Source organism: Ruminococcus sp. RTP21484sp1_RTP21281st1_A8_RTP21281_210402, assembly GCF_040914025.1.
GTDB classification, from domain to species: Bacteria; Bacillota; Clostridia; order Lachnospirales; family Lachnospiraceae; genus Blautia_A; species Blautia_A faecis.
Window position 1 is genome coordinate 71,912 of the sequence record NZ_JBCPGE010000015.1, and the last position, 20,155, is coordinate 92,066.

Here is a 20,155-nt window from a genome sequence, read left to right on the forward strand (position 1 = left end):
GGAGCCATGAGATTTTTTCGTAAATCCTGGAAATATCAGGTAACGACTGTGATTAAATATTTGTTTCTGATACTGGTAGCGATTGTATCGTTATATCCGTTTATATGGGTGCTGATTTCTTCTTTTAAAGATAATAATTCTATTTTTGGAGATCCGTTTGGATTGCCAGTAAAAATTGCTTTTGAAAATTATAAAGAAGTGTGGGCTGGTGCGGATGTAGGCCGAAATTTTTTTAATAGTATGATCGTTTGCCTTACTACACTGGTAATTTTGATCATTATTACATCTATGGGTTGCTATATTCTTACCAGGGTATGGAAAAATAGATTCCTTTCCACATATTTTTCACTGGGAATTATGATTCCAATCCATGCACTTTTGATTCCGTCTGTGCTGATTTTCAAAAAAATCGGATTAACAGATAATTTATTTTCACTAGTTCTGATGTACACGGCAATTAATATATCTCTTAGCATGTATATCATGAATGGATTTTTTGATAGCATTCCAAGAGAAATGGATGAGGCTGCTACGATTGACGGATGTTCCAGAAGTCAGATTTTCCTACGCATTATTTTCCCAATTGCAAAGCCTGGAATTGCTACGGTTGCCACTCTGGCGTTTTTGAACTGTTGGAACGATCTACTTATGGGACTTGTTCTGATTTCATCTCCGCAAAAGAAAACTTTATCTCTTGCGATTTCTGCATTAAAGGGTTCCTATGCTACACGATATGGTCTCCTGTGTGCCGGATTTGTAATTTCCATAGTTCCGGTTGTTATTATGTATCTGCTTTTCCAGAAACAGGTTATTGCCGGAATGACAGCAGGTGCAGTGAAAGGATAATGGTACTGATATGAAGAAAAATGTAAGATTTACACAAAATGGAATTTATCTGGAAGGTTCTCAGTCAGAGAAAGAAGGAAAAGAAATTCCGTTGTATAGCGGCTCCATCCATTATTGGAGAATGGCTCCTGAAACATGGGAAACAGCGCTGATCAATGCAAAGAATATGGGATTTTCTATTGTAGAAACATATATTCCATGGGGGGTACATGAGCCGGAGAGAAATGAGTTTGATTATGGGAAAAAAGACCCGAGAAAAGATTTGAATAAATTTTTGGATATTTGCGAAAAAGTTGGACTGTATGTAATCGTAAGGCCGGGACCCCATATCAATGCGGAGATGACCTGGTTTGGTTATCCACAGTGGCTTCTCAGAATGCCGGAAATACAGGCAAAGACACCGCTGGGTACTTCTGTAGTATATCCTTATGTAACAGGTGCATTTCCCATTCCATCCTATGCAAGCTCAAAACTGTATGAGGAGACAAGACACTATTTCAAAAGTTTTGCAGAAATTCTGAAAAAACATTGCTATCCGAAAGGCGGAATCGTTGCAATTCAGGCAGATAATGAGACTTGTAATTTTTTCAGAGATCAGCCATATATTATGGACTATTCTGAGGAATCGGTTCAGCAATATTACAGATTTCTGGAAGAAAAATATAAGGAAATTGAGAAGCTGAATAAAACTTATCATTCCAAGTATAAGAAATTTGAAGAAATATGTCCTCCTGCAGGCTACCAGGAGAAAGATGAAAATCTGGAGTATTATTTTGACTGGCTGGAATACAAAGAATATCAGATCCTGGAAGCTTTGCGAAAAATGGTTGAGATTCTGGAAGAGCTTGAACTTCCGATTCCCATTTTTCATAATTGTGCTTACCAGAATTACACACCAATTTCCGTGCAGCGTGATGAGGCGCTTCCAGGTCTCTCAGTAGCCGGAATTGACGCATATCCGGACCCAGGTGATACTTCAATGCTGAAGGAAAGAATCCGTTATCTTGCAGGAAGCAGTAAACTTCCATTTGTACCTGAATTTGGTTCCGGCTCCTGGTTTGACAGGGAACAGCTGCTTAGTCCGGAAGAGGAAAGGTTTGGCTATTTGTATGCGTTTATGAATGGAATGAAGGCAGTAAACTTTTATATGCTTGCTGACCGTGACCGTTGGACTGGATGCCCGCTTCGAAATGATGGCACTATCCGGGAGAAATGGTACAAAATGTTTCTGGATTTGCTAAGTCTGTTGAAGGATTCAGAGTTAAATACATATAGTAGAAATGCCAGAATTCTTGTATTGAAAAATTATGATATGGGTCGTTTGCGGGCTCTTGTGTCCACGAGAAACCGAAATATGTTTTCCTCCAACTGTTTCATAAAAGGAACAGACATACCAGGAAGCCTGTGGAAAGCTGAAGCTTATGCCGGAAAACTGAATATAGACAGCTGTACTGGCGGATATGACAGGGAAATGTGGGTACAGGAAATTATGGAAACCCTTGATCAGAATGGGTTTGAATATGATATGTCTGATTGCTATGTTACACCGGAAAAGCTGGCTCAGTATGATGTTGTTTTTGCAGCTTCCTATAATTTTATGGAGCCATGGATCCAGAAAAAATTGCTGGATTTTTCCAGACTTTCAGGAAAACAGCTATATCTGGGACCATCTGTACCGGAAATTGACAGGCGGGGGAACGGGTGTACCTTATTAAAAGAGGAAAGCACAGTAAAAACGGTGGTAAATCCGAAAGATCTATTATTGGAAGATCTTCCAAAATCAGAGTACAGCAGTACAAATTGTGAATTGGCTGTTTACAGAAGAGAATGTGATAATGCCATCATAATTTTTGTGGCAAATACTTCAGAAAAGTCCAAAGAAGCGTCGATAGATTTCCGGGGAAGACGAAAATTTACAGATATGCAAAGCCATGCTAATAAAACAGTAACTGATTGTTTCAATGTGACACTTCGTCCATTTGAAATTCAAATCTGGAAAGTAAAAAAGGAGGAGCACTGAAATGGTTGATAAAAATATATCCGCAGAATGCCTAAAACCAGAGCTTTGGACTCATCTTCAGGAGATTCTGGATCTGTATTGTCCTCCTGTAAAGATTCTTCATATTTTGCAAAAGGCAGAGGGATTTCGGGCTGTTACCCAGAATGGCGAAAAGGTTATGCTGGATTCAAAGTCCCTGGAGCAGCCGAAAAGATTATTAGAGGCTTTTCCAGAGATAGATGAAGTAAGGATTTATACAGAAGCTGCAATGGATTGTTACGATAAAAAGCTACAGACGGAAGAGGTTTATGACTGGGATATTGATGATTATCTGGAATATCAATATCGGGCACTGGAAGAAACAGATGGAATACAGGTGATCCGGAGAAGTGATTTTCCCAGGCATATTTTCCAGCCATTGAAGAAATGGATTCAGGAAGATGGTACCTACCTTTTGTGGGTAACAAATCAGGGAAAGCTGTACTTCAATTGTATTCTGGTGGTAAGAGAGAATAAAATAAAGATACTGACCACATCTGGCCGGTATGGTGATGACTGGGAGGATTTAGAAAAGGTAAAAAAGAATCTGGAAAAAGAATTTTATGATTTGTCCTGTCATGTTATAATAAAAGACGGGAATTTCTGACAATAATAACATAAAAAGGGAAGGTGACCCGGAATGAGAAAATGGATTGGCAAATTTAAAACAATTTCCATACAAAAGAAAATGGCAATTGCGATGTTAGTTACGCCTGTTTTGTCTAGTTTGATCATTCTGGGTTTTTATTATAACTATACAAGAGAGTTTTATCGTGAAAAGGTGGCCATATTTCAGGAAAACAACCGTAAAAATATGACTGCCAATGTGAATAATATTCTGCGTCAGATTGATACGGTATCGGATCAGGTATTGGGGCTTGCAGTTTTGTCTTCTGAATTTGAAAATTATTCGGAAAAAAGTACATATGACCGTTTGCTTTTGTATCGGAAAATAACATCTCAGCTTACAAATATCTGCATCTCAAATGATACTATAGACAATATTTATATATTGGATTTTGATGGAAATGGTTTCAGTTCCAACAGCGAGTGGAATGAAGAGGTTTATAAAGAGGAGCTGGCAGAGCCTTTGTCCAGGGACCAGCAAGGTAAAACAGTGATTCTCCCACCTCACAGGGCAGCTTACAGATACCGCGGAAATGGAGATAAAGCTCCCTATATGGTCAGTCTGCTGATTTATTTGAACAGATATACACAAAGTGGTGCAATCGGACTGATCCAGATGGATATTCCCTATGAAAAGATCAGAAAGTCAGTGGAATTGCTGGAAATGACCCAGAGTGATTTTTCATTTATTGTAGATGAAAACGATTATCTGATTTATGCTCCTGATTCCGCAGATATAGGGAAAAAGGCCAGTAATGTTGTTTACGGAAGTTATAATCTGGGTGGTCTTTGGGAGAAAGTCAACGCAGATTATAAAAAAGAAAATAATGGAGAACAGAGTCTGATCAAAAAGGTTGCCCTGTTTAATAAAAAGTGGTATCTGATCCAGGTGAACAGTGATGTTATGTTTCGGGAGGAGCTGGGAAAGATTCAGAATACCTGGCTTCTGGTATTTGTAATCTGCCTGTTATGTGCTCTCGGATTGTCTCTCAGCTTATCCCACAGCATAACAAAGCCCATTGCAGGCCTGATCAAAAGTATGGGAAAAGTCAGTCAGGGAAATTTTAATATTCAGGTAGAAAAGCCAGATAACAAAGATCTGGCAGAATTAGTGGAAAGCTTTAACACCATGATTCAGGAAGTGGATGTTCTGATGAAAGAAAATATTCAGAAAGAGCATGAAAAAACCAGAATGGAAATGATGGCGTTAAATGCAAAGATCAATTCCCATTTTCTTTATAACACTTTAAATACCATTAAGTGGCAGGCCATTTCCCAGAGTCAGATGGATATTGCCAACAGCATTGTGGCGCTGACAAAAATTCTGGAATACAGCTGTAAAAACACCCTGGATATGGTCGCACTTAGAGAAGAGATTCAGTTTATTGAGGACTATATTTATATTCAGAACATGCGGTATGGCAGCAGTGTTGTTGTCAAATATCAGATTGAAGATGACTGCAGAGAGTGCCTGGTGCTGAAAATGCTGTTGCAGCCAATTGTGGAAAATGCATTGATTCATGCTTTCGACAATAGCGGAGAGGGAAATGTGATTACAGTTACATGTAAGAAAAATAAGGGACATATGAAGATTTCCGTGTATGACAATGGCCGTGGTTTTCAGTATGAAGGCTTTGACAAACTTACGGGAATAGGCCTGAATAATATAAAAGACAGACTGGAGCTTAATTTTGGAACAGAATCAGAAATGCAGATTTACAGTGTAATAGGAGAAGGAACCCGTGTGACAATAGTATTTCCGATTGTTGAGGGAGGAAAAGCAGCAGATGAAAGTCTTACTGATCGTAGACGATGAAGCCTATGCAAGACAGGCCGTGGCAAATACGATTCCGTGGGCCGAGCATGGGGTTGAAGTTCATCAGGTATCCAGCGGAAAAGAAGCACTGGATTTTATGGAAAAACGTACAGTAGATGTGTTGATGACAGACATTCGTATGCCGTCAATGACAGGTCTGGAGCTGTTGGAAAAGGTTTATCAGAATGGCTGGTCTCCGGCAGCAATTGTTCTTAGCAGCTTTAATGAGTTTGAACTTGTGCGCAGTGCCATGCAGCTTGGTGCAGAGGATTACCTGTTTAAACCAACTATGATGCCAACAGACATTTTGGAGTCAGTACAAAGAGTTCTGGAAAAGAAAAAAGAAACAAAGAAAAAGGCAGTTCAGACTATTTCTAAAAAAGAAATGTTGGAAAGATTTCTTCAGGGAGAAAAAGTTTCCAGGGAGAGATACGGAATTTCAGAGGAGCAGTGGCGGGAATTAGAGACAACGGAGTATGCAATTGTCAGTGTCCGGTTGACGAAATATCAGGATTGTCTAGTGAGAGTGTTTGGTGACGACTTGAGTCTTATGCAGTTTTCTATCGGAAACGTGCTGGAAGAGGTTATGGGAACGGAGTATGAGTGTTTTCTCTATCGGATTAATTACAAAGAATATGCAATTATCTGCTGCAAAACAGAAATTCTTGAGCAAAATAGTTGTTTTGATGGAATTTATAACAAGCTGAATTCAGGATTTACGTTTCTGAAGTTGTATTATCAGATTGAAGCTGTAGCTGGTATCAGTAATCTGGCGCAGGGAGCAGAAGCTTTGAATCGAAGCTATGCTCTGGCGGTGGAGCTATGTGCAACAGCAGATTCTGAAGTAAACAAGATTCGTTTTTCCAGCGCACTGGATATTTCCGGTTCAATGAAAAGAGAGATGGTACAGGCACTGAATTATATTGGTGAAAATCTTGGGAATAAAGAGCTTTCTCTGCAGATGGTAGCTGAAAAAATTGGTGTGAGTAAAAACTATTTCAGCAAAATTTTCAAGGAAAGTACAGGAGTTAAATTTGTAGATTATATTACCAAACAGAGAATGGAACAGGCCAGAAATCTTTATCTGAACAGTGATCTGAAAATATATGAAATTGCAGAACTGGTTGGATATTCGGACTGGCATTATCTTTATAATCTTTATAAGAAGATATATGGACATTCACTGTCAAAGGAAAAAGAAGGGAAGAAATAGAGGGGAAAACAGATGTCTTGCCACAAGAATTAAATCATGTGGCAAGACATATATGTGAAAAACTGTATTTAGGAATTATCCATCGGCAGCATAAGCGCTATCGTGCTCCCTGTTTCGCTGCTTTCCAGCACCTTTACGATTCCCCCGTGCTCTTTGGCAATGGAGTCAACCAGCGCCAGCCCCAGTCCGGCACCGCCCATAGCCCGGCTGCGGGACTTGTCTACACGGAAAAAAGGATCAAAGATTTTTTTCTGATTTTCAGGTGAAATGCCAATGCCGGTGTCTTTTACCAGGATCATAGCCTGACCGTTTTTCTCCTTCACCGAAACTGTGACAGAGCCATTGGGACGGTTGTATTTAATGGCATTTTCCACAAGATTGTAGACTGCACGATAAAGAAGTACATAACTGCCTGTGATATTGCGAATATTGTTATTAAGTGCAGATGCATCAGGCGTGTGGACATCAGTATGCAAATCCTGACTGGAGCTGTCATCAAAATGAATGGAAATTCCTGCTTTTTCTGCAACTGGGTCCAGGTCGCAGAAAACCTCATCTACAAGCTCTTCCAGTGAAACATGGTCTGTTCGTGGAACAGACTTCAGATTCGTCATGTCAAGAAGGGTTCCCACCAGCTGGGAAAGCCTTGCGGTCTGTTCCTTGATCATAGTGAAAAGCTGTTGGTATTCAACCATTTCCGGTTTCTGCTTTTTCTCAAAAACTTCCAGGTTGGTCTGCAAGACTGCTAGTGGTGTCCGTAGCTCATGAGCGGCATTTGCAGAAAACTGTTTCTGTGTACTAAAGGCATTGTCCAGCCTGGCCAGCATTTCATTGAAAGAGCTGGTCAGCTGTGCAATTTCATCCTTTGAATTGGGAACTGCCAGCTGGGTGGAAAGGTTCTGCGCCTGGATCTGACTGACTTCACTGGTTAGCTTCTGCAGTGGCGTAAGGGTCTTTTTCGTAAGAAAATAAGTACACACACTGGAAAGAAGAATAATGATCGTGGTTGCAATAACACTTCGTAGAAGAAAAGCTTCTTTGGTTTCCTGGATTTCCTGCTCGAACTGAGGAAAAAGAGCTTTGGGATCTACATTAAAGGTAATTGGTGAATCGCCATCCTGTGGGTCCACCTTGATCATATAATTCTGCAATCCGTCCATTCCCGATACGGCAGAATGGCTGATGAAGAAGTACATAAGAACACAGGAGACAATCATCAGTAAGGACAGCAATAAAGTGAGTTTCAGCTGAAGTGAGGTGTGGAAACGTTTTTTTATCATCTGTATTCCTCCAATATATAGCCCTGGCCTATTTTATTCTGAATAGGGTCAAATCCAATTGCAGCCTTTAGTTTTTTTCTAAGAGATGAAATGTGCACACGGATGGAATTGCTGAAGGTATTTACGCTTCCGTCCCAAATATGTTCAATCATTTCTTCCGGTGAAATTACACGGTTCTGATGGAGCAGGAAATATTCCAGAAGGCTGCTTTCTTTTCTGGTAAGGGAAATCGGCACTCCATTTACAGAGGTTTCTCTTGTTCTGGTATCAAAGGTAAGCTGATTCCATTTCAGGCATACATCCTCCTGAACAAATTTCCGCCGGGTAAGGCTTCGGATTCTGGCTTCCAGCTCCTGAAAGTGAAAGGGTTTGGTAAGATAATCATTGGCTCCCAGATCCAGACCGTTTACTTTATCTTCAATCTGATCACGGGCAGACAGGATCAGAACCGGGGTATTGGTATTGTGTTCCCGGAACTGGCGGAGAATTTCCAGACCGTCCGTGCCGGGAAGATTCAGATCCAGCAGGATCAGGTCATAATTTTCTGTCATACACAGGCAAAGCCCTTCGTCTCCATCGAAACAGATATCTGTTTCATAACCATCTATGCGAAGTCCCTCCGCAACAGAGCGGCAGAGCTGCTCTTCGTCTTCTATAATTAAAATGTGCATAACTGCTCCTTTCGTAATATGATTTTGCGCAGATCAGATACTCGCAAAAAAGAGAGTATTTATAATTTAAATATTATCATATTTTGAAAAAAATAAAAATCTTAACACAGATTTTATAGGAAAGATGTTAAAATACGTTCAGACAAATAAAAAACGCTGAAAGGAAAATTAAAAATGATGAATAAAAAAAGACTTATGGCAATTCTGGCAGCAGGAGTTCTGACAGCAACATCTTTCAATCCGGTTATGATTAAGGCTGAAAGCGTATCAGCAGAAGAAGCTGGCATGGCAGTTCCGGCAGATGCAGCAGGCATGAGCGTACCTGCGGATGCAGCTGGCGCAGCAGTTTCTGCAGATGAGGCCGGAGCAGCCGTTTCTGCAGACGAAGCTGGCGCAGTGGTAGCCGGTGATGGTTCTGAGACAGCTGTTTTCTCTGAAGATGGCACACCTGTGAAAAAAACAGTAAAAGCAGCAGATATTAATATGAAGGTGCAGGATTCCTACGATTTCCCATTCCTTGGCTTAAAGGCAGTCCTTCCGGAAGAACTGAAGAAACAGATCGAAAACTCCGATATGCTTATGATCACAGAGGAAGAATGGAATGATGACAGTACTGGCTTCAAGTATGCCTTTTTCCACTGGAATAAGCTTACTGAGGAGCAGAAAAACGAAGATGTAAACCTTCTTGGGACCGGCTATGAGGACTGGCTCAAGAGCATCGAAAGAGTTGGCACACTTGGCGTTTACAGCAAGGATGTGATCGATGATCTGGATTCTATCACAGGCTGCAATGAGCACAAAGAGCTGGGAACAAGTGAGGATGGAAATTATAAGTACTATCTCAGCATTAATAAAGATGCAGAGTCTGACCTGACAGACGAGATCGAAAAAATTGAGACTACGATCACAGAAATGACAGCTTTTGATCCAAGCAAATCTGTATTTGATATGCCTGCAGAAAATGCCAACCCGGATGCAGGAAATGTAGGCGCATTTGAGACAACGGATATTGATGGAAATGCCTATACAGAAAAAGTATTCAGTGACTATGACCTGACTCTTGTAAACTGCTTTACAACCTGGTGCTCTCCATGTGTAAATGAAATGCCAGACCTTGACAAGCTTTATCAGGAGATGAAGGAAAAGGGTGTGGGCGTAGTTGGAATGGTTATCGATTCTGTAGGAGAGGACGGAACTACAGATGAAGATACTGTGAAAAAAGCGCAGATTCTCAAGGAAAAAACAGGAGTTACCTATCCTCTTCTGATTCCGGATGCAGGAAACATGAATGGACGTATCAGCGGTCTCAGCAGCTTCCCGGAATCCTTCTTTGTAGATAAAGATGGAAACATTGTAGGAGATCCGATCATGGGCAGCAGAAATCTGGAAGACTGGAAAACAGCTGTAGAGGATGCACTGGAAAAAATTAATTCCGGAAAATAAAAAGTGGTTAGGGAATGTAGGATGAAAAATTATATAAATAAAATCACTCAGTCCAAATGGACAGGAATCGCCCTTGCAGCGGTGGGGATTCTGATGATGGCCTTTGGTATTTACCGGGGTGAAATGGAAGTTGTTTTTACAAAAGCTGTAAATATCTGTATGGAGTGTATTGGAATTGGATGATAAGAAAATGAACATAAAAAACTGGCCCAGACATACCATACAGGCACTCTGGGCGGCACTTACAAATTCCCATATATCCGGATTTGTAACTGGAAAAATATATACAGGAAAGCTGAAAAATGCCTGTGTTCCGGGACTGAACTGCTATTCATGTCCCGGGGCAGCAGGAGCCTGTCCAATTGGATCCTTACAGGCCGTGGTTGGAAGCTGGAACTTTAAATTTGCCTACTACGTAATCGGATTTCTGATTTTCGTAGGAGCGATCCTGGGAAGACTGGTGTGCGGATTTCTCTGTCCGTTTGGACTGATCCAGGATCTGCTGAATAAGATTCCTTTTCCAAAGAAAATTCGTACTTTCAAAGGAGACAAACTTCTTCGAAAGCTGAAATACGTGGTTTTTCTGGTGTTTGTAATTCTGCTTCCCCTGTTTCTCACAGATATAATGGGCCAGGGAGCACCCTATTTCTGTAAGCTGATCTGTCCGGCCGGAACTTTGGAGGGCGGATTGCCGCTGGTACTTTTGAACAAGGCTATGCGCGGTGCCATTGGCTGGCTGTACATATGGAAAAATACAATTCTGATCGTGACAATTGTTCTTTCCATTATTATTTACAGACCATTTTGCCGTTATATTTGTCCGCTTGGCGCATTTTATTCCGTATTCAATAAGGTTTCCATTTACCGCTACCGTGTAGATATGAAAAAATGCGTTCACTGTGGAAAATGTGCAAAGGCTTGCCAGATGGTGGTCAACCCTGTGGAAAACCCCAACAGTCCGGAATGTATCCGTTGCGGACGGTGTAAGCAGGCATGTCCGGTACACGCCATTGCAAGTGGGTGCAAGAGATAACAGGAATGTTTTTACCATTTTTATGGGGATTAACTTTATGTATGCTTTATAAGTAAAAAAGCTTACTGCGATTTAGACATTGAAAAAATAAATGTCTAAGTTGTAGTAAGCTTTTATTATTTATGGTGTCAGGAAATACTCTCGATTACATTACGGAGATACTCGTAGCAGATCTTAAGATTTTTCTCACCCTCTTTATCCAGCGGAATCTGCAGTGTGCGTTCCACGCCATTTCGTGAAATAACGCATGGAAGGCTCATTGCGATTCCTTCTAATCCGTATTCCCCTTCCAGAACAACGGAAGCCGGTACAACGGCACGTTCATTTCGCATAATGGCTCCTACAAGACGGCAGACGCTGAGGGCGATGCCGGAGCTTGTGTAGCCCTTCAGTTCTACAATGTCCAGACCGCTGACCTTCACCTCGTGAAGCAGCTTTTCACAGTCAACAGGCTCTTTCAGACCAAACTGCTTCTGAAAATCATGGAAAGGAATTCCTACAATATTAACCGCATTCCATGGGATAAAGCTTGTGCCGCCGTGTTCGCCCAGAACGAATCCGGTGACATTTTTGGCATCTACACCGCACAGGTCGGCAAGCATTTTATTGAAGCGGGCGGTGTCCAGAAGAGTACCGGTACCGATCAGAAGATTTCGGGGATAGTTGAATTCCTTCTGTGCAATATAAGTAAGAATGTCCATTGGATTTGAAACATTGATAATAATGGCAGAACGGGTGTAAGTGGTAATCTGTGTCATGATCTCCTTCATCACCTGTACATTGGTCTGCAGCAGCACCATGCGGTCACGGGAGTTACCCGGCTGAATGCTGGGACCTGCGGTGTTGATGATAATTTGGGCGTCTTTACAGTCCTCGTAGGTACCCACCCGGATGTTTGCGTTGGCACTGTATGCAAAGGCGGTGGTGTGGCTGGCATCCAGTACGACTCCCAATGCTTTTTTTTCATTTCTGTTTATGACAACGATCTCATCTGCAAGATTCATTCGCAGAAGAGAGTCCAGAATTGCAGATCCTACATGACCTGCGCCGATCAGAACAATTTTTCCATAACTTATATTTTCCATGATGTCAGGCTCCTTTAGAAACGTAAACTTTCATATATAGTGATGTCACCGATAGATGGCATGTCTGTTTTGTGAATAAGAATAGCACTTGTGTGCTGCAGAAACAAGAGAATTTTGGATTGCACTATAAAAAATACGGAATGATAAAAATGAAAACGATTTTCATATTGACTTTGAAAAAGAATCTGCTATAATATGAAAATGATTTTCAAATTGGAGGCGCGGGAAATGAGCGAAAAAGCACAATATCGTACCAGACAGATTACAGAGCTGGAGAATTATCTGTGCTCTATGGAAGGAAAACATGTTACAGTCAGCGATATATGTAAATACTTTAAAAGTCAGGGGATTTCTATCGGAACCACAACGGTGTACCGCCAGCTTGACCGGATGGTGGAGCAGGGACTGGTTGCCAAATATGTGGTAGACGGCACCAGCAGTGCATGCTTCGAGTATCTGGGACATGATGAGCATTGTCATAAACATATATGCTTTCATTGCAAATGCGAGAAGTGTGGAAAGGTGATTCATCTGGAATGTGAGGAGATGACACATCTGGGCGAGCATATGCTGGCAGACCATGGATTTCAGTGGGATTTTACCAGGACGGTGTTTTATGGAATCTGTGAGGAGTGTAGAGGAAAATAATGAGGTTGAACATGTACAAATTAAAAAATAAATTCAAAAGGCTGCTCATGCCAGTTGCCACAATAGGTACTGCCTGCCTTCTTGCAGGCTGCGGTGCAGGTGCGGCGGCAGAAACTGACAATTCCAGTGTGGCGGAAAGCCAGAGCGGGGTAAATGGCAGCGAACAGGAAAATGCCAGCTCAGATAGTCAGAAGCTTCAGATTGTAGCCACTATTTTTCCAGAATACGACTGGGTAAAGGAAATCCTGGGTGACCAGGCCGAGAATGTGGATCTTACCCTGCTTTTGGGTAACGGAACAGACATGCATAGTTTCCAGCCTACCATGGAAGATATTTTGAAGGTATCCACCTGTGACCTGTTTATTTATGTAGGCGGTGAGTCTGATTCCTGGGTTGCCGATGCATTGAAGGGCGCCGGAAACCCAGACCGAAAAGCAATCAACCTGATGGACGTGTTGGGAGACCAGGTGAAGGAGGAAGAGATTGTAGAGGGGATGCAGGATGAAGATGGTCACACTCACGAAGAAGAGCATACCCACGATGATGATCTGGAATACGATGAGCATGTCTGGCTGTCTTTGAAAAATGCGTCTCTGTTCTGCGACACCATTGCCAGTAGTCTTGCTGATGTTGATCCGGAGCATTCCTGGCTTTATCAGCAGAACGCCGAGGATTACGAAGAAAAACTGGCAGCTCTCGATCAGGAATACCAGACATCAGTGGAGAAATCCCAGTCAAAAACCCTGCTTTTTGCAGATCGTTTCCCGTTCCGCTATTTAATTGACGACTACAATCTTACTTACTACGCTGCATTTGCCGGCTGTTCCGCAGAAACAGATGCCAGCTTCGAGACCATCACATTTCTGGCTGGCAAGCTGGATGAGCTGAACCTTCCGGCTGTTCTCACCATCGAGAATTCCGATCAGAAAGTGGCGAAAGCAGTGATTGAAAATACAAACACTAAGGATCAGAAGATTTTGACATTAAATTCCATGCAGTCCGTAACAACAAAGGATGTGGAAGAGGGAACCACCTACCTTTCCATCATGGAAAATAATCTCCAGATTCTGAAGGAGGCATTATGAGTCTGATTACTTGCGAGAACCTTACATTGGGATATGAAGGAAAAGCGATTTTGTCCGGGCTGAATTTCAGCGTAAATTCCGGTGATTACCTTTGTATCGTAGGAGAAAACGGCTCTGGGAAATCCACACTGATGAAAACCCTTCTTCATCTTCAGAGCCCTATGAGCGGCAGCATCATTCTGGGAGACGATTTAAAAATCAACGAGATTGGCTACCTGCCACAGCAGACTGCGCTTCAGAGAGACTTCCCTGCTTCGGTAGATGAAATTGTGATGTCCGGTTTCCTGGGAAGAATGGGGCTTCGTCCTTTTTACAATAAAGCAGAGAAAAAAGAAGCCCGTGAATTGATGGAGAAAACCAGGATTACGGATCTGGCTGACCGTTGTTATCGACAGTTGTCCGGCGGGCAGCAGCAGAGAGTGCTTCTGACCAGAGCTCTCTGCGCCACAAGGAAAATCCTCCTTCTGGATGAGCCTGTTTCTGGTCTGGATCCGGTTGCAACTGCGGATATGTACCAGATTATCAACGAATTAAATAAAGAAGACCAAGTAACCATCATCATGATTTCCCACGATATCAGTGAAGTAGCGACTTATGCAAGTCATGTGCTGCATATTGGACAGAAGGTTTTCTTCGGAACAAAAGAGGAATATCTGGAAAGCAAGATTGGAAAGAGGCTTGTGGATGCTGGAGAGGAGGGAAAAGCATGAGCGGAATTTTTGAAAAACTGGTATTTTATTTCCAGTATCCATTTGTGTGGTATGCTTTGATCGTAGGCGTGCTTATTGCACTTTGCTCCTCTCTTCTGGGGGTAACGCTGGTGCTGAAGCGATTTTCCTTTATTGGGGACGGACTGTCTCATGTGGCATTCGGAGCTATGGCCATTGCATCAGTGCTGAATTTCAGCAACGATATGCTGTTTGTCATGCCGGTAACTGTGATCTGTGCGGTGCTGCTTCTTCGTACAGGACAGAGTACGAAGATCAAAGGAGATGCGGCAATCGCTATGATTTCGGTTGGCGCCCTGGCAGTTGGCTATCTGCTGATGAATGTTTTTTCCACAGGCTCTAATATTTCCGGAGATGTGTGCAGCAGCCTGTTTGGTTCTACGTCAATCCTGACTCTGACCACATCTGAGGTGTGGCTGTGTGTAGTGGTGTCTGTTATTGTTGTGGCACTGTTTACAGTATTTTATCATAAGATATTTGCGGTTACCTTTGATGAAAATTTTGCAAAAGCTACTGGAACCAGGACGGATATGTACAATCTTCTGATTGCGGTGATCACAGCGGTGATCATTGTACTGGCTATGAATCTGGTGGGGTCCCTGTTGATCTCAGCTCTGATCATTTTCCCGGCACTGTCGGCAATGAGGATCTATAAACGATTCAGCGCAGTAATTATCTGTTCGGCGATTTTATCCGTGTTGTGTGCATTTCTTGGAATTATTGTTTCCATTCTGGGCGGAACGCCGGTAGGGTCTACCATTGTGGCTGTAGATATTGCGGCGTTTCTGGTGACAAGCCTGATTGGGAAGCTTTTAGAGAGATAGAATATGGTAGAGAGCGGTAGAGTGTGTCTGAAAAATCAGACAAGTTAATATGGCAGTTACTTAATATTCGATGTACAGGGCGTTCTTGTAAGTGGTTCAGCTTGCAGGGGACGCCTTTTTTATGTAATAGCCTATTACATGAAAAAACCTACCGGGTAGGAACACGTTACGGCGGAAAGGGTAGCTGTCGCTCGGGACGACCTGTCGCAGGCGGAGAATCCTGCAAGCTGGATTCTTTTTATATAAGCAATGAGAAAAATACTAACCAGAGTATAGTGCTTTTTCCTGGGTAAATTTCTTATAATATAGTTACAGCAGAATGATACAGTTGTAGAAAAAATTTCTGGTTACTGTTTTGTATCTGGCTGCAAAGTTGAAATTATATTTTTCAGAAAAATTATATGATTCAGGGAGGGTGCTTATGAAAAGAAAAATAATTGCTGCAGTATTTACCGGAATGTTAACCGTCGCATTGTTTCCAGCTATTGCCTATGCAGAAATCGAAAATCCGGAGGACTATATGGGCATCTGGTATGCCAATTATGTAATATATTCTGACGAAAGCAGCGAACGTCACAATGTAGCGGAATATTTGAACCAATACTTGGAAATGAGGCTGATGGAAGACGGAAGTGCTTACATGGAAATGTCCTACAATAGTGAGGAGTCAGACTCGGCAGAAATTCTGAAGGTCTCATGGAAACTGGAGGATGGGAAAATACTTGTTTCCCTGGAGGAAGGAGACATTTATCTTGATACGGTGGACGGAGAGTTTGTGGGGAGCTTAGATGAGGATACCCAGGTGATTTTTGGACGTGAACTGGTGCAGACAGGAGAATCTCAGAGCCTGGATAATCTGGACGATCTGGAAGATAGCGAAAAGGCTAAGATTCCAAAGGAGAATCCCTATATTTATCATCCGGAAACAGACAATCTGGAGGAGATCATTGCCCGCTATCTTGGGGCTGCGAATTTGGAAAAAGATTATGAAGTTTCCCTGGATGAAGACAATGGAACCTTTACAGCTCGTTGGGCAGGAGATGAATATTATGATCCCAGGGACTATGTTGGAAGCTACAGAATAACGGATGATAACTATATCAACATTTGCTGGAGAGAGGCCACCAGTGAGTATGGCGATAAATGCTATGGTGCGGTTCTGGTAGACCGCTGGAACCAGTTTACGATAAATGAGGATCTTGGAAATCTGGCCGAAGTTATGACTGCCATGGCAAATGACATAAACAGCGGACGTGTTTTCACAGCTTACAGGACAGAAATCACAGAAGGCTCTGAAAACCAGGGTGCTGTGAAATTTATAGATGAGGATTACGAAGTTTCCTATAGCTACCAGATCATTCCGGGTGCAGATCCTATGGTGACACTTACCAGGTATGATTCGGAATATGATTATGAACAGGTGTATACAAATTATCAGCTGAGGGAAATGCTGTAGGAAAATAGAAAAATTGGAAAATGTGAAATTAGCACTCACCTCTTGATAATGAAAGTCGATTTTTGTCCTGGCTTGTGTATCCTAGAAGTGCCTGTTTTACAGGCTTTCCGGGGCATCAGTCATTTTGTCTGGTATTGTAAAGCAGTGTCAGATTTGTCGTAAATGTCGTAAATTTGTGGTCAAAAAATGATGAGAAATGGAGAGTGCTAATAAAATGAACGCAGGCAGCCAGAGAACGGGAAGAAGTGATCCTGAAACAGTTGGAAGAAAAAGAACCATTACCGGATAAAGAGAAAAATCAGATTGCCTGGGTAAGAGCTGCTAATCAGCACAGAGCGATTGCGGAAGAGATTATTCTCAAGGAATTGATTTATGTATAAATGTTGCCAGTAAACAATCTAGCAGATAACTAATGAAAATAGAATATTGTGAGCGAAGTAAGGCGTGAGTCATAGAAATGTGGCTTGCGTCTTTTTCTTTGCCTGAAAGGAAGTGATAAGTTACTGACATTTTTCAAAGACGCTGGTCTTGATGGAAAAGCAGGCTGGCAATTGTTCAAAGAGAAGGAGTATCTTGGCAAATTGGATAACCAGAAAGAAGTTGAGAAATTACTGGAACAGTATATTCTTCGGTTTGAGCGAGATCCAAAAGAAGAACCGGAACTGAGCCGGTTTCACTTATTTGATGCAAAAGGAAATATATATCAAAGGTCAGTGACCTTTTGACACCCTAATCCTGTTTATAAATAAATACATTCAAATTTGAGTAGGCATACAGGAAAAAGTAGGGTAAAATAATGTATATGCTGAAAGAATGGGAGAAAAGAAGCTGTGGAAACCGGTTCTGGTTCTTGCCTGTCTGATAGGAATATCAAGATTGTATTTGTATGTGCATTATCCCACAGATGTTCTTGGCGGAGTCCTGGCAGGCGCTATATCAGGATATCTGGGATATCGGTTCATCCAGGCCATTTTTTACAGAATAAAACAAGAAGGGGGAGGACCATGTCCGAAGTAAAGAATAAGAAAAAGAAATCCAGTATGATTCAGGTCAGTATTGGTGTTCTGGCAGTTATTCTGGCTATTCTTATTATTATAATGATGGGAATTGTTTCTGATATTCAGGGAACGGCTCGTATTGTAAATTATACTGGTTTAGTCCGTGGAGAGACACAGAGGATCATCAAGCTGGAGGTTGCCGGGGAACAGGACGATGCAATGATCCAGGAGGTAAGGTCTTTCATTGATGGTCTGCGCAATGGAAATACGAAACTGAATCTGGTATATCTGAATGATACGGATTTTCAGAATAAAATGCAGGAACTGGACGAGGGATTTTCTGATCTGTATAAAGAAATCTGTTTGGGGCGGTCTGAAGGATATGAAAAAACAGATATTATATCCAGAAGTGAGGATTTCTTTGTAATCTGTGATGAAGCAACAGGTCTGGCCGAAAAATATTCGCAGAAAAAAGCCACATCCTTATCATTGCTTGAAAAATATATCACAGCAGATATTGTTGTGTTGATGCTGCTGATCGGATATGAGTTTATAAAAGCAATACAGTATGCTGCAATGAACCGTCTGTTGCAGCGAAAAGTATATCTGGATGATGCGACAGGACTTCCGAACAAAAATAAATGTGAAGAATTACTGAGTGAGGAAGAAACGGATGCAGATACCGGTGTCTGCAGTTTTGACCTTAATAATCTCCGGCGTATTAATGACAGCAGAGGACATGAAGCCGGTGATGCCTATATCCGTAGATTTGCTATCTGCCTGCGGGCTTCCATACCAGCAGAGCAGTTTGTGGGAAGAGCAGGTGGAGATGAGTTTCTTGTAGTTACCCATGGACTGGACAGGGAACAGATGACACAGTGCCTTGAAAAGGTGCGCAGAGATATGGCAGAGGAATCCAGAGTGTATCCGGATACTCAGCTAAGCTATGCGGTAGGTTTTGCACTGGCCTGTGATTTTCCCGGAAGTACAATGAGGGAGCTGTTTAACTGCGCAGACAAAAACATGTATATCAATAAGAATCATGTAAAAAGGGAAGAGGCTGCAGCAGAAAAGAATCAGGGATATCAGCTGTTAAAGCTGCTTAATCAGCACGGCAGTAATTTCTCAGATTGTCTGTATTGTGATGCCGGGATGGATACCTATCGGGCGATTCGTTCCAGTGAAAATTTTTTCCTGGCCTCTGATGGTGCATATTCCGGTGCAGTGGAACAGATCATAGAGGAACAGATTGAAAAGTCCTGTCAGGCAGATATTCGCGAAGGGCTGCAGATTTCGGAACTTCAAAAGAAAATGCATACGAAGAAAGATGTGCTGGAATATGAGTATAATATCGGGAAACAGGGGGCATATAACCGCCTGACACTGATTCCTGTGGACTGGGATGAGGACAAAAAGCTGCATCATTTTCTCCTGGCATTTGAAACCATCCGAAAGACTTCAGAAGGTCAGACAGGGGCAAAAGAGCAGCTGCAGCTTTATTATGAACAGCTGAAACAGTCTATCCTGGAAAATGACAGCTATGTGGATGCGCTTCTGGAATTGTCAGATGTGATCTATACAGTAAATCTGACAAAAGATGTTCTGGAAAGAAGGATTGTACTGAATGGAAAAGAACAGAAGAGCCGGGAACTTTTTATGGATTATTCACTTCCATGTTCTTATCAGGATTACTGCTGGGAATATGAGAAAAAAATCACCCAGGAAACAATTGCCGGTTACTGTATGACAGATAATTGTGAAAAGCTTCGTAAGAGGTTTGAGAACGGAGAAACAAATATGTCTGTGGAGTATTGTGCCCGCGAAGATGATGGAAGTATCCGCTGGGTACAGAAAACAGTTCTTATGACCAGAATGGTGGTGTTTGATACAGAAATTCTTGCTGAGATCCCTATGATTTATGCAATCATTCTGTTGCAGGATACCACACAGAGACATGAACGGGATGAGCAGGAACAGGCACACCTTCAGGCTGCATTTAATGAAATGCGTGCCGAGAGCAGGGCGAAAACGAATTTCCTAAGCCGTATGAGCCATGATATCAGGACACCTTTGAATGGTATTATTGGTCTGTTAAAGATTGATGAGACCCATTTTGAGGATAAAGCACTGATACGGGAAAATCATAAAAAGATGAAGATAGCAGCGGATTATTTACTTTCCCTTATTAATGATGTTCTGCAGATGAGCAAAATAGAGGAAGGTCATATTGTTTTGACTCATGAATATATCTGTCTTAAAGATCTGGTCTATGAGATTGAGAGCATTATCACACACAGGGCAGCAGATGAGGATATTCAGTGGATTTATGAGAAAAATAAGGAGGATATTCCCTATCCTTATGTC

At 41.9% G+C, this 20,155-nt stretch carries 19 protein-coding genes and 1 pseudogene; 17 read left to right on the top strand and 3 right to left on the bottom strand.

All coding sequences use genetic code 11. The features are described 5' to 3' along the window. Window positions 1-6 precede the first annotated feature (6 nt). The 5 genes from AB5170_RS09195 to AB5170_RS09215 are packed head-to-tail and all read left to right on the top strand — an operon-like array spanning window position 7 to window position 6,540. Window positions 7-846, top strand: coding sequence for a carbohydrate ABC transporter permease (locus AB5170_RS09195; protein WP_173770599.1), 840 nt, complete (start codon window positions 7-9; stop codon window positions 844-846). A 10-nt stretch (window positions 847-856) separates the two neighbouring features. After that, entirely contained in the window at window positions 857-2,866 is a 2,010-nt protein-coding gene (locus AB5170_RS09200) for a beta-galactosidase (protein ID WP_173772963.1), read from the top strand. Between the two features lies 1 nt (window position 2,867). Beyond that, entirely contained in the window at window positions 2,868-3,491 is a 624-nt protein-coding gene (locus AB5170_RS09205) for a hypothetical protein (RefSeq protein WP_173770601.1), read from the top strand. A gap of 33 nt (window positions 3,492-3,524) precedes the next feature. Then, window positions 3,525-5,327, top strand: a complete 1,803-nt coding sequence (locus AB5170_RS09210; protein WP_173770602.1) for a sensor histidine kinase — start codon at window positions 3,525-3,527, stop codon at window positions 5,325-5,327. Then, window positions 5,299-6,540, top strand: a complete 1,242-nt coding sequence (locus AB5170_RS09215; protein ID WP_173770603.1) for a response regulator — start codon at window positions 5,299-5,301, stop codon at window positions 6,538-6,540. Before AB5170_RS09210 ends, AB5170_RS09215 begins: the two co-directional genes overlap by 29 nt. A gap of 68 nt (window positions 6,541-6,608) precedes the next feature. Here AB5170_RS09215 and AB5170_RS09220 read toward each other — a convergent pair whose 3' ends face one another. Both AB5170_RS09220 and AB5170_RS09225 read right to left on the bottom strand, forming a co-directional pair. Next, entirely contained in the window at window positions 6,609-7,820 is a 1,212-nt protein-coding gene (locus tag AB5170_RS09220; protein ID WP_368361447.1) for an ATP-binding protein, read from the bottom strand. Next, entirely contained in the window at window positions 7,817-8,491 is a 675-nt protein-coding gene (locus AB5170_RS09225) for a response regulator transcription factor (RefSeq protein ID WP_118577702.1), read from the bottom strand. The genes AB5170_RS09220 and AB5170_RS09225 overlap by 4 nt, the downstream gene beginning before the upstream one ends. 174 nt (window positions 8,492-8,665) lie before the next feature. On the opposite strand from AB5170_RS09225, the gene AB5170_RS09230 reads away from it, so the two are divergent. The 3 genes from AB5170_RS09230 to AB5170_RS09240 are packed head-to-tail and all read left to right on the top strand — an operon-like array spanning window position 8,666 to window position 10,967. Continuing rightward, window positions 8,666-9,934, top strand: coding sequence for a TlpA family protein disulfide reductase (locus AB5170_RS09230; protein WP_368361446.1), 1,269 nt, complete (start codon window positions 8,666-8,668; stop codon window positions 9,932-9,934). A 21-nt stretch (window positions 9,935-9,955) separates the two neighbouring features. Further along, window positions 9,956-10,117, top strand: a complete 162-nt coding sequence (locus tag AB5170_RS09235; protein WP_148461398.1) for a CD1871A family CXXC motif-containing protein — start codon at window positions 9,956-9,958, stop codon at window positions 10,115-10,117. A 7-nt stretch (window positions 10,118-10,124) separates the two neighbouring features. Continuing rightward, window positions 10,125-10,967 carry a 4Fe-4S binding protein gene (locus tag AB5170_RS09240; RefSeq protein WP_195983096.1) on the top strand — a complete coding sequence of 281 codons (843 nt, stop codon included), beginning with the start codon at window positions 10,125-10,127 and terminating at the stop codon, window positions 10,965-10,967. Window positions 10,968-11,095: 128 nt separating this feature from the next. Here the strand turns inward: AB5170_RS09240 and AB5170_RS09245 are convergent, their stop codons facing one another. After that, window positions 11,096-12,052, bottom strand: coding sequence for an L-lactate dehydrogenase (locus AB5170_RS09245; RefSeq protein WP_173772965.1), 957 nt, complete (start codon window positions 12,050-12,052; stop codon window positions 11,096-11,098). Between the two features lie 228 nt (window positions 12,053-12,280). Between AB5170_RS09245 and AB5170_RS09250 the strand changes: the two genes are divergently transcribed. From AB5170_RS09250 to AB5170_RS09290, 9 genes and pseudogenes are all read left to right on the top strand, one after another. Continuing rightward, on the top strand, window positions 12,281-12,700 hold the full coding sequence (locus AB5170_RS09250; protein ID WP_173736348.1) for a Fur family transcriptional regulator: 420 nt from the start codon (window positions 12,281-12,283) through the stop codon (window positions 12,698-12,700). 11 nt (window positions 12,701-12,711) lie between these two features. Next, a complete protein-coding gene (locus AB5170_RS09255) occupies window positions 12,712-13,785 on the top strand; it encodes a metal ABC transporter substrate-binding protein (protein ID WP_368361445.1) in 1,074 nt (357 codons plus the stop codon). Further along, window positions 13,782-14,495 carry a metal ABC transporter ATP-binding protein gene (locus AB5170_RS09260; protein ID WP_226815067.1) on the top strand — a complete coding sequence of 238 codons (714 nt, stop codon included), beginning with the start codon at window positions 13,782-13,784 and terminating at the stop codon, window positions 14,493-14,495. Before AB5170_RS09255 ends, AB5170_RS09260 begins: the two co-directional genes overlap by 4 nt. Next, a complete protein-coding gene (locus AB5170_RS09265) occupies window positions 14,492-15,337 on the top strand; it encodes a metal ABC transporter permease (RefSeq protein ID WP_368361444.1) in 846 nt (281 codons plus the stop codon). The genes AB5170_RS09260 and AB5170_RS09265 overlap by 4 nt, the downstream gene beginning before the upstream one ends. 421 nt (window positions 15,338-15,758) lie before the next feature. Then, on the top strand, window positions 15,759-16,793 hold the full coding sequence (locus AB5170_RS09270) for a hypothetical protein (protein ID WP_368361443.1): 1,035 nt from the start codon (window positions 15,759-15,761) through the stop codon (window positions 16,791-16,793). Window positions 16,794-17,026: 233 nt separating this feature from the next. Then, window positions 17,027-17,173, top strand: a pseudogene (locus tag AB5170_RS09275) (TnpV protein); the annotation flags it as partial. Window positions 17,174-17,344: 171 nt separating this feature from the next. Continuing rightward, window positions 17,345-17,518: a hypothetical protein gene (locus AB5170_RS09280; RefSeq protein WP_226840925.1), complete on the top strand. Its 174-nt coding sequence runs from the start codon at window positions 17,345-17,347 to the stop codon at window positions 17,516-17,518. Between the two features lie 88 nt (window positions 17,519-17,606). After that, on the top strand, window positions 17,607-17,810 hold the full coding sequence (locus AB5170_RS09285) for a phosphatase PAP2 family protein (RefSeq protein WP_319017142.1): 204 nt from the start codon (window positions 17,607-17,609) through the stop codon (window positions 17,808-17,810). Beyond that, a partial coding sequence (locus tag AB5170_RS09290; RefSeq protein WP_368365060.1) for a diguanylate cyclase occupies window positions 17,798-20,155 on the top strand: 2,358 nt, incomplete at its 3' end. The genes AB5170_RS09285 and AB5170_RS09290, both read left to right, overlap by 13 nt.

Excerpts from the sequence above, each read along its gene's own strand:
- AB5170_RS09230 (WP_368361446.1), top strand. The coding sequence starts at position 8,666 with ATGATGAATAAAAAAAGACTTATGGCAATTCTGGCAGCAGGAGTTCTG.
- AB5170_RS09270 (WP_368361443.1), top strand. The coding sequence starts at position 15,759 with ATGAAAAGAAAAATAATTGCTGCAGTATTTACCGGAATGTTAACCGTC.
- AB5170_RS09235 (WP_148461398.1), top strand. The coding sequence starts at position 9,956 with ATGAAAAATTATATAAATAAAATCACTCAGTCCAAATGGACAGGAATC.
- AB5170_RS09260 (WP_226815067.1), top strand. The coding sequence starts at position 13,782 with ATGAGTCTGATTACTTGCGAGAACCTTACATTGGGATATGAAGGAAAA.
- AB5170_RS09200 (WP_173772963.1), top strand. The coding sequence starts at position 857 with ATGAAGAAAAATGTAAGATTTACACAAAATGGAATTTATCTGGAAGGT.
- AB5170_RS09195 (WP_173770599.1), top strand. The coding sequence starts at position 7 with ATGAGATTTTTTCGTAAATCCTGGAAATATCAGGTAACGACTGTGATT.
- AB5170_RS09285 (WP_319017142.1), top strand. The coding sequence starts at position 17,607 with ATGGGAGAAAAGAAGCTGTGGAAACCGGTTCTGGTTCTTGCCTGTCTG.
- AB5170_RS09265 (WP_368361444.1), top strand. The coding sequence starts at position 14,492 with ATGAGCGGAATTTTTGAAAAACTGGTATTTTATTTCCAGTATCCATTT.
- AB5170_RS09205 (WP_173770601.1), top strand. The coding sequence starts at position 2,868 with ATGGTTGATAAAAATATATCCGCAGAATGCCTAAAACCAGAGCTTTGG.
- AB5170_RS09240 (WP_195983096.1), top strand. The coding sequence starts at position 10,125 with ATGAACATAAAAAACTGGCCCAGACATACCATACAGGCACTCTGGGCG.
- AB5170_RS09220 (WP_368361447.1), bottom strand. The coding sequence starts at position 7,820 with ATGATAAAAAAACGTTTCCACACCTCACTTCAGCTGAAACTCACTTTA.
- AB5170_RS09210 (WP_173770602.1), top strand. The coding sequence starts at position 3,525 with ATGAGAAAATGGATTGGCAAATTTAAAACAATTTCCATACAAAAGAAA.
- AB5170_RS09225 (WP_118577702.1), bottom strand. The coding sequence starts at position 8,491 with ATGCACATTTTAATTATAGAAGACGAAGAGCAGCTCTGCCGCTCTGTT.
- AB5170_RS09250 (WP_173736348.1), top strand. The coding sequence starts at position 12,281 with ATGAGCGAAAAAGCACAATATCGTACCAGACAGATTACAGAGCTGGAG.
- AB5170_RS09245 (WP_173772965.1), bottom strand. The coding sequence starts at position 12,052 with ATGGAAAATATAAGTTATGGAAAAATTGTTCTGATCGGCGCAGGTCAT.
- AB5170_RS09255 (WP_368361445.1), top strand. The coding sequence starts at position 12,712 with ATGTACAAATTAAAAAATAAATTCAAAAGGCTGCTCATGCCAGTTGCC.
- AB5170_RS09215 (WP_173770603.1), top strand. The coding sequence starts at position 5,299 with ATGAAAGTCTTACTGATCGTAGACGATGAAGCCTATGCAAGACAGGCC.